This is a genomic window from uncultured Salegentibacter sp. (assembly GCF_963972535.1).
Lineage (GTDB): Bacteria > Bacteroidota > Bacteroidia > Flavobacteriales > Flavobacteriaceae > Salegentibacter.
The window spans coordinates 1-8,635 of sequence record NZ_CAXAVR010000107.1; the positions used below are offsets into that span (position 1 = coordinate 1).

The window sequence follows — 8,635 nt, forward strand, 5'->3', positions numbered from 1 at the left end:
TTTCTTTGATTTATATAATTACTGGCAGGATTTGCCCGGTATTCTCTAGGATTCGGTAAAACAGCGGCAATAGCAGCGGCTTCGTATACAGAAAGATTTGCCGCCGATTTGTTAAACCAATGCTGTGCAGCCGCTTCTGCACCGTAAATTCCGCGGCCCATTTCAATACTATTTAGATAAACTTCTAAAATTCTTTCTTTACTCCAAAAAGTTTCGATCAAAAAAGTGAAATACACCTCCAGGCCTTTTCGTAACCAATTTCGGCCAGGCCATAAAAACACATTCTTCGCGGTTTGTTGGGAAATTGTGCTGGCACCACGTACCCGCTTTCCTTTTTGATTATCTTCAATGGCCTTTTCTATAGCTTCAATATCAAAACCATTATGTTTTACGAAATTTTGATCTTCACTGGCAATTACGCCAAGTTGCAAATGCCGGGAAATATCTTGTCGTGGCACCCACGAATGTTGAATTTTCTCCTCAGGATTTTCAAAATATCGAATAGCCATTAACGGCGTAAACGGCACCGGAACCCATTTAAACAGCAATACAATAAAAAGCGAAAACAGGAGTAAAATTCCTGCAAGTTTCAATAGAAATTTGAATATTTTTTTAATCATTTTATCAATTCTGAAAGTTCTTTCCCTACTAAACTGCCAATAGCAACCCCCATTCCGCCAAGGCGAACTCCGCAAAAAACATTATCTGAAATTTGTTTAACGACCGGATTTTTCTGCTTTCCAACGCCCATAATACCGCTCCAGCGTTCATCGATCTCAAAAGCAGTTTCAGGCAAAATTGTGGTTTTTAGTAATTTCTCCAGTTTTTGCTGAATAAGTTTCGTTTGAGCGATTTCGGTAGTTTCTTCGGTTTTAAAATCCAGGTTTCTGCCACCGCCAAAAAGAATACGATCGTCAATATTTCTGAAATAATAATAACCCTTATCCAAATGAAATGTACCCTTAATTTCCAGGTTTTTAATCGGTTTGGTGATCAAAACCTGGGCGCGGGCGGGTTTTACCTGAGCAATTCCCAATTTTTCTGAAAATCCATTAGTAGCGATCAATAATTTATTTGCTGAAAAATCTAATTTATCGGTTTTAATCTTTACTGAGTTCTTTGTTTCTACAAATCCTTCAACTGTAATATTATTCAGGATTTTGATGCCGGACTTCTGCACTTTATGTAGCAGAGCTTCCATCATTTTCCCGGTATTTAATTGCCCTTCAAATTGATTAAAAATGAGTTTTTTTTGAATATTTTTAAATCCAAAACTGTCTTTTTGAACACTAAAAACAGCGTCTCCAAATATTGGTTTCAGCATTTTATTAAGTTGTGGTAAAGCCGACCTACATTCTTCAAAAAGAGTTATATCCTCATTGACAAAAAGTTCGTAACCGCCATATTCTTTATAGCGAATATTTTGATCTCCAAGATTCTTCCGAAGCAATTTTAAACCTTTTAACCGTTTTTGTACTAGTTGTAGCACTTCCTCTTCAGAATGTGAATTTAGATCGTCAAGAATCTCTGAAACACTTCCAAAACAGGCAAATCCGGCGTTTTTTGTACTCGCACCATTGGGTAAAATTCCGCGTTCCAAAATCAGGATTTTCGATTTCGGGAACCGTGTTTTTAAATCAAGCGCACAATTTAGCCCGGTAATTCCGCTACCTACAATACAAAAATCGATATTTGAAAACCAGGTTTTGGTTTCCCAGTAAGAAAAGTTCATTGAATGAGTTAATTTTCAATGAAAATACGAAATTAAAAAAGGAGGCTGTCTGAAAATTCTAATCAACCTGGTTTAAGTTCAGAGCATATTTGTATTTGTAACTTGTTAGATTCTGATACAATCCCTGCTGAACGACAGGGCAGGTTCAGAATAACGTAAATCCAGTAAATAAAAAGACCTCACAGGTTTTGGAAACCTGTGAGGTCTTATATTTAGATTCACTGAAAAAACTTAATCCTCTTTTTCGAGTGGTTTCATTTTAAAATCTTCCATAAACTTAGTGGTGTAGTTCCCTTCAATATAATCGGGGTGATCCATAAGTTGCCTATGGAAAGGAATCGTTGTTTTTATCCCTTCTATTACAAATTCATCTAAGGCGCGTTTCATTTTATTGATCGCTTCTTCCCTGGTTTGGGCAGTAGTGATCAATTTCGCGATCATAGAATCGTAGTTTGGCGGAATAATATATCCACTATAAACGTGGGTATCTATTCGTACTCCGTGACCGCCGGGAGCGTGCAAATTCGTGATTTTTCCCGGTGAAGGTCTGAAACCGTTAAAAGGATCTTCAGCATTAATTCGGCATTCTATAGAGTGTAATTGTGGGAAATAATTCTTTCCAGAAATTGGCACTCCTGCCGCTACAAGAATTTGCTCTCTAATAAGATCGTAGTCTATTACCTGCTCGGTAATTGGGTGTTCTACCTGGATACGGGTATTCATCTCCATAAAGTAGAAGTTTCGGTGTTTATCTACCAAAAATTCTACGGTACCGGCACCTTCATACTTAATATATTCGGCAGCTTTTACTGCGGCTTCTCCCATTTTCTTCCGAAGGCTATCGGTCATAAAAGGAGATGGAGTTTCTTCGGTTAATTTTTGGTGACGGCGTTGTACCGAGCAATCCCTTTCTGAAAGGTGACAGGCTTTACCCGTGCTGTCTCCTACAATTTGAATTTCAATATGGCGAGGCTCTTCAATAAGCTTTTCCATATACATCCCGTCGTTTCCAAAAGCAGCGCCTGCTTCCTGGCGGGCAGAATCCCAGGCATCTTCAAGATTTTCTTCTTTCCAAACGGCTCGCATTCCTTTACCACCACCACCGGCGGTAGCTTTTAGCATTACAGGAAAGCCTATTTCTTTCGCAAGTTTTTGGCATTCCTTAAAATCTTTCATTACCCCTTCTGATCCTGGAACACAAGGAACTCCCGCAGCTCTCATAGTGGCTTTTGCGGTAGCTTTATCTCCCATTTTCGCGATCATATCTGGTGAGGCACCGATAAATTTAATATCGTGTTCTTCACAGATTTTTGAGAATTTGGCATTTTCTGAAAGAAAACCGTAGCCGGGATGAATTGCATCTGCATTGGTAATTTCTGCAGCCGCAATAATATTTGAAATTTTTAAATAAGATAAATTACTGGGCGGCGGACCAATACATACGGCCTCGTCGGCAAACCTTACGTGAAGACTTTCAGCATCGGCAGTAGAATAAACCGCAACGGTGCTAATTCCCATTTCTTTACAGGTGCGAAGTATGCGCAATGCGATCTCGCCCCTGTTTGCAATCAATATTTTTTTAAACATACCTATTGTTTTTTTGGCCGGGAAAAATTTCCCTTAAGCTAAATGGGCAGTAATTTATGATGGATCTACTAAAAATAATGGCTGGTCGAACTCTACAGGAGAAGAATCGTCTACCAATACTTTTACTATTTTCCCTGAAACTTCGCTTTCAATTTCATTGAAAAGTTTCATAGCCTCAATTACACAAAGCACATCACCTTCTTTAATTGAATCTCCTACTTCTACAAAAGTTGGCTTATCTGGAGAAGGTTTACGGTAAAATGTTCCAATTATAGGAGATTTTACGGTAATATAATTTGAATCTTCTCCTGCAGGTGCTTTTTGCTCTTCTTTACTCTGGGAATCACTTTCCTGAGAAGGAGCAGGTGCCTGTTGTTGAGGTTGCTGTTGAGGCTGTGGCTGTGCAGGCATTTGCTGCATTTGGCCGCCCATTGGCACATGTTGAACAATAGTTTCTTTCTCGTCTGAGCCTGTTTTAATGGTGATCTTTACATCGCCCGTTTCCAGTTTTACCTCGCTGGCACCAGATTTGGCTACAAACTTGATTAAATTCTGAATTTCTTTTAAATCCATAATAATAGGGTGTTGGTTTTTTTAAGAATTATATGCCCATTTTAAATAGGTCGCCCCCCAGGTGAAGCCGCCTCCAAATGAAGCAAAAACTAAATTATCTCCTTTTTTAAATTGCTTTTCGAAATCACTAAGCAATAAAGGCAAAGTAGCCGATGTAGTGTTTCCGTAGCGCTCAATATTCATAAGCACTTTTTTATCTTCAAGTCCCATACGGCTAGCCGTTGCTCCTACAATTCGTTTATTTGCCTGGTGCGCCACAAGCCAATCTACATCCTCATTGGTTAATTTATTGCGTTCCATAATATTAGCACTAACTTCTGCCATATTAGAAACTGCAAATTTAAAAACCGTTTTACCATCCTGTCTCACATAATGTAATTTATTGGCTACAGTCTCTGCCGATGGTGGCATTAAAGAGCCTCCGGCTTCAATTCTAAGGGAGTCTCTTCCAATAGAATCGCTTCTAAGAATTTCATCCTGCAAGCCAAAACCTTCTTCATTTGGTTCCATAAGTACTGCACCGGCGCCATCTCCAAAGATAATACACGTAGTTCTATCGGTATAATCAATAATAGAAGACATTTTATCGGCTCCAATTACCAATACTTTTTTATACCTCCCAGATTCTATATATGCCGATCCTGTAGACATAGCATATAAAAATCCTGAACATGCGGCTTGAAGATCGTAGGCAAAAGCATTTATAGCACCTATTTGGGTAGCAACGTGAACTGCAGTAGCAGCTACAGGTAGGTCTGGGGTTACAGAAGCAAGAATAACAAGGTCTATCTCTTTTGGATCGAGATTAGATTTTTCTAATAAATTTTTAGCTGCTTCTATTCCTAAGTATGAAGTTCCTTTATTAGGGTCTTTAAGTATTCGGCGTTCTCGTATTCCGGTTCGGCTGAAGATCCATTCATCATTGGTCTCAACCATTTCTTCCAACATTTTGTTGGTTAACACATCTTCGGGCACATAGGCACCCACAGCGGTAATTGCTGCTGTGATTTTATTCATAGATTTGACTTTTAACCCCTTTTACGTTCTAAAAAAACGTAAAAACTTAAAAAGAAAAGTACTAATTTTTCTTTGAACGGGGGTGCAAATTAAGGTCTTTTTAGCACTTATTCAACTTCAAACAAAAAACTCTCACGTGGGTGAGAGTTTTTATAAAAAGTTAAAGCTCTATGTTAAATTAAGCTTCTATTTCTTCGGTATTGTCAATTAATACCTGGCCTCGGTAATATAGTTTACCTTCATGCCAGTGTGCTCTGTGGTACAAATGCGCCTCTCCTGTTGTAGGATCTGTAGCTATTTTAGGTACCGAAGCTTTATAATGTGTCCTTCTTTTATCTCTTCTGGTTTTCGAGATTTTTCTCTTTGGATGTGCCATGGCTTGCTGTTATTTATCGTTTAATAAGTTTTTTAATTTATCCCAGCGAGGATCTATTTCATCCTCATCATTTTTATTCTCGTTATTATTAATACTTAATTCTTCAAGTTTATCAAGTACGTCAGATTCTAAAGTACCGTCTTCTACCCCGGGATGCACCCTTTTTAATGGTATAGACAAAACTATAAGTTCGTAAATATATTGCTGAATATTAACTTCAAATTCACCGTGTGGCAAAATAAGTAAATCTTCATTTTCGTCGTTAAATTCTTCCCCAAACTTAATTACCAAAAACAAACTGCCGTCTATAGGCTGATTGTATGGCTCGTTTGTGAGGTCACAATTTACGTTTACAGCACCCGAAGCTTTAAAAGTAAGCTCCATCATTGTTGTTTTCTTCTCCAACAACAAATCAACTTTAACATTGGCACTATTTAAATCGTCGTACTCAAAATGCTCAAAGAACTCATTATCAATATCGTATTCAAACTGGTGTTTTCCCAGCTTTAATCCCACAAAAGGAATTGTATACGCTGCTAATTTCCTCATCTCATCGTCAATTTCTTGCCCGGGCCGCTTCGGCTTAGGCGGGTGCAAATATATAAAAATTAATAAATTAGAGCGCTGTTATAAACAAATTTTTGTTTATAACTTTCTACCCTGTTTCTTTAAAGGGTTTTTGGTGAGTTCCTTATACTCTTCACGGCATTTATGAATTTCTATTGCTCGAAAAACAGCTTCTTTAAAAGAATTAATATTAGCCGAATTTGTTCCGGCTATTTCAAAAGCGGTACCGTGATCTGGCGAAGTTCTCACCTTACTTAAACCGGCGGTAAAATTCACCCCATTCCCAAAAGAAAGTGTTTTAAACGGAATTAAACCCTGGTCGTGATAAGAAGCCACCACTGCATCAAAATTTACGTAATTTTTTGAACCGAAAAAACTATCGGCTGAAAATGGACCGAAAACCAAATCGCCTTTATCACGTAATTTCTGAAGGGTAGGCTTTAAAATCTCTTCATCTTCTTTTCCAATTACTCCATTATCTCCGCTATGCGGATTTATTCCTAAAACAGCAATTTTTGGTTTTTGCACCCTAAAATCCTGTTTTAAGGTTTCCTGAATTATGTTTAGTTTCTTTTCAATTAATTCTGGGGTAATTGTATTCGCAATATCTTTTAGGGCTACGTGATCTGTAAGTAAACCAATTTTCAAGGTGTCGGTAATCATAAACATAAGACTCTCCCCTTCCAGTTCCTTAGCTAAATAATCGGTATGGCCGGGAAAATTAAAATCAGCCGACTGGATACTGTGTTTATTGATAGGCGCCGTAACTAACACATCAATTTCATTTTCCTTAAGCGCTTTTGTTGCAGCCTGAAGCGATTTAAAAGCATATTCACCAATTTTAGGATCTTCTTCGCCAAAATTGATATTTACCCCTTCTTTCCAAACATTTACCACATTAATTTTTCCGTCTATAGCTTTTGAAGCCTCATCTATTCCCTGGAAGTTAAGGGAAAGATTAAAATGTTTCTTTAAAAAAGTGAGTACTTTGGTAGAAGCAAAGATTACCGGAGTACAGAAGTCTAACATCCGGGAATCATCAAAGGTTTTAAGCATTATTTCACTTCCAATTCCGTTTAAATCTCCTATGCTTATTCCTAATTTCACCTTTTCTGTTTGCTTCATCTGCTTATAATTATCGGGAATATTTCTTGCTAATAAATTACCATTTTCAATCCAAAATTAAATCTGGATTTGTTCTGGGCTATTTCATTAAACTTCCCGTGTTTATTTATATTTTTACATCACAAATGTAAGAATAATCCAAAGATATGTTTACCGGAATTATTGAAGAAGTAGGAGAAGTTAGCCGCATAGAGCCGGAAGGTGGAAATATGCATTTCAGCATAAAAGCAGCAATGACGCCAGAATTAAAAATAGACCAAAGTGTAGCGCATAATGGCGTTTGTTTAACGGTGGTATCAATTAAGGATAATGAGTATACCGTTACTGCAGTAGCCGAAACACTGCAAAAATCGAATTTAAAGAATTTGGCTGAAGGCGCACCGGTAAACCTGGAACGTGGAATGAAGTTAGGTGACCGCTTAGACGGCCATATTGTACAGGGTCACGTAGACCAAACCGCAATTTGCAACAAGGTAGAAGAGAAAAACGGAAGTTGGGAGTTTACTTTTGAATACGACCCAACATTGCAAAATATTACGATTGAAAAAGGTTCTATAACCTTAAATGGGGTGAGTTTAACTGTTGTAAATTCTAAGAAAGATGAATTTAGCGTCGCCATAATTCCTTATACCTATGAACATACTACATTTAAAAACCTTACGGAAGGAGCTACTGTAAACCTGGAATTTGATGTTATTGGGAAATACGTTAAACGTTTGCAGGATTTAAAGTGATTATTTTCTATTCTTAATATGATGAATACCCAGCGCTAAACCAGCAGCGATTAAGGCTGAAATCCCGAAGTCTATGGGAAGACCTGGCGGTGGTGGCAGAGCTCCACAACAATTAGTTTCGCAATCATCGGAATCATCACAATCCGTATTCATTACTGGCTCTGGCATACTATGAGTCATTTGAGCCGATATTTCTGCCGTCCCAAACATTAAAAAAAATATAACAATAATTAAATATTTCCCCCTCATAATTCGTGCGTAATGTACTACATTAATGTTATTCGCCAAAAAACTTTGTTGTGGAGTAGATATACGTAAAAGTTAGCAAGTTGGTTTTTGTACGGGGCATACTTTATAAAAATAATACAAATTTGCTATACTTTAACCATTCTTACAAATTAATCTATTTTCCTATTAACTCTATAATTTAGTACAGGCTATTCAACGCAAATTTTAATCCTTTTATCCCTGTACCCACTTTTCAACCTTTTCAAACAGTTGTTTTTTCTGAAAAGGTTTGGCCAGATAATCATCCATACCAACCTCAGCACATTTTTGTCTTTCAGTAGCCATAAAGTTAGCGGTTAATGCTACAATAGGCGTTTTTAACCCCATTTCTTTTCTAAGAAATTTCGTAGTGTCATACCCATTTTTGACAGGCATTTGTACATCCATAAAAATCAGGTCATAAGTGCTTTTCCTCAAAAACGAAAGGGCGATTTCTCCATTAGAAGCAATATCAACTTCAAGACCTTTTCCTTTTAATAGGGCCTTTACCAATCGCTGATTTAGTTCGCTATCTTCACAAATTAAGATTCTTCCTGAATACTTTTCCTCAAAATTATCTTTCGCATCTTCAACAAGCTGTTTTTCCTGAGTGGCTTTTTCAAAAGGAATTTCAACAATAAAATCGGTTCCTTTTCC

11 protein-coding genes are annotated in these 8,635 nt (G+C 37.4%); 1 reads left to right on the top strand and 10 read right to left on the bottom strand.

Features of this window, described 5'->3' with window-relative positions:
• The 8 genes from mtgA to pdxA all read right to left on the bottom strand — a co-directional run.
• Positions 1-620 (bottom strand): monofunctional biosynthetic peptidoglycan transglycosylase (gene mtgA / locus AACZ30_RS11310; protein WP_339649438.1); only part of this gene is annotated, 620 nt, incomplete at its 3' end.
• The gene (locus AACZ30_RS11315) at positions 617-1,732 is read right to left on the bottom strand and encodes an FAD-dependent oxidoreductase (RefSeq protein ID WP_075325456.1); all 1,116 of its coding nucleotides are present in this window, start codon (positions 1,730-1,732) and stop codon (positions 617-619) included. The genes mtgA and AACZ30_RS11315, both read right to left, overlap by 4 nt.
• 231 nt (positions 1,733-1,963) lie before the next feature.
• Entirely contained in the window at positions 1,964-3,319 is a 1,356-nt protein-coding gene (accC, locus tag AACZ30_RS11320; RefSeq protein ID WP_075325455.1) for an acetyl-CoA carboxylase biotin carboxylase subunit, read from the bottom strand.
• Between the two features lie 54 nt (positions 3,320-3,373).
• Complete coding sequence (gene accB / locus AACZ30_RS11325) at positions 3,374-3,892, bottom strand: acetyl-CoA carboxylase biotin carboxyl carrier protein (protein ID WP_075325454.1); 519 nt, start codon at positions 3,890-3,892, stop codon at positions 3,374-3,376.
• 21 nt (positions 3,893-3,913) lie between these two features.
• Positions 3,914-4,909: a beta-ketoacyl-ACP synthase III gene (locus tag AACZ30_RS11330; protein ID WP_339649439.1), complete on the bottom strand. Its 996-nt coding sequence runs from the start codon at positions 4,907-4,909 to the stop codon at positions 3,914-3,916.
• Between the two features lie 178 nt (positions 4,910-5,087).
• Complete coding sequence (gene rpmF / locus AACZ30_RS11335; protein ID WP_037318365.1) at positions 5,088-5,285, bottom strand: 50S ribosomal protein L32; 198 nt, start codon at positions 5,283-5,285, stop codon at positions 5,088-5,090.
• Between the two features lie 9 nt (positions 5,286-5,294).
• Complete coding sequence (locus tag AACZ30_RS11340; RefSeq protein WP_075327882.1) at positions 5,295-5,834, bottom strand: DUF177 domain-containing protein; 540 nt, start codon at positions 5,832-5,834, stop codon at positions 5,295-5,297.
• A gap of 96 nt (positions 5,835-5,930) precedes the next feature.
• The gene (pdxA, locus tag AACZ30_RS11345; RefSeq protein WP_339649442.1) at positions 5,931-6,977 is read right to left on the bottom strand and encodes a 4-hydroxythreonine-4-phosphate dehydrogenase PdxA; all 1,047 of its coding nucleotides are present in this window, start codon (positions 6,975-6,977) and stop codon (positions 5,931-5,933) included.
• 146 nt (positions 6,978-7,123) lie between these two features.
• Here pdxA and AACZ30_RS11350 point away from each other — a divergent pair, with 146 nt between their 5' ends.
• Positions 7,124-7,711: a riboflavin synthase gene (locus AACZ30_RS11350; protein WP_339649443.1), complete on the top strand. Its 588-nt coding sequence runs from the start codon at positions 7,124-7,126 to the stop codon at positions 7,709-7,711.
• Here the strand turns inward: AACZ30_RS11350 and AACZ30_RS11355 are convergent, their stop codons facing one another.
• Together AACZ30_RS11355 and AACZ30_RS11360 are read right to left on the bottom strand one after the other, a co-directional pair.
• Complete coding sequence (locus AACZ30_RS11355; protein ID WP_339649444.1) at positions 7,712-7,921, bottom strand: hypothetical protein; 210 nt, start codon at positions 7,919-7,921, stop codon at positions 7,712-7,714.
• Between the two features lie 252 nt (positions 7,922-8,173).
• Positions 8,174-8,635 (bottom strand): response regulator (locus AACZ30_RS11360; RefSeq protein WP_339649445.1); only part of this gene is annotated, 462 nt, incomplete at its 5' end.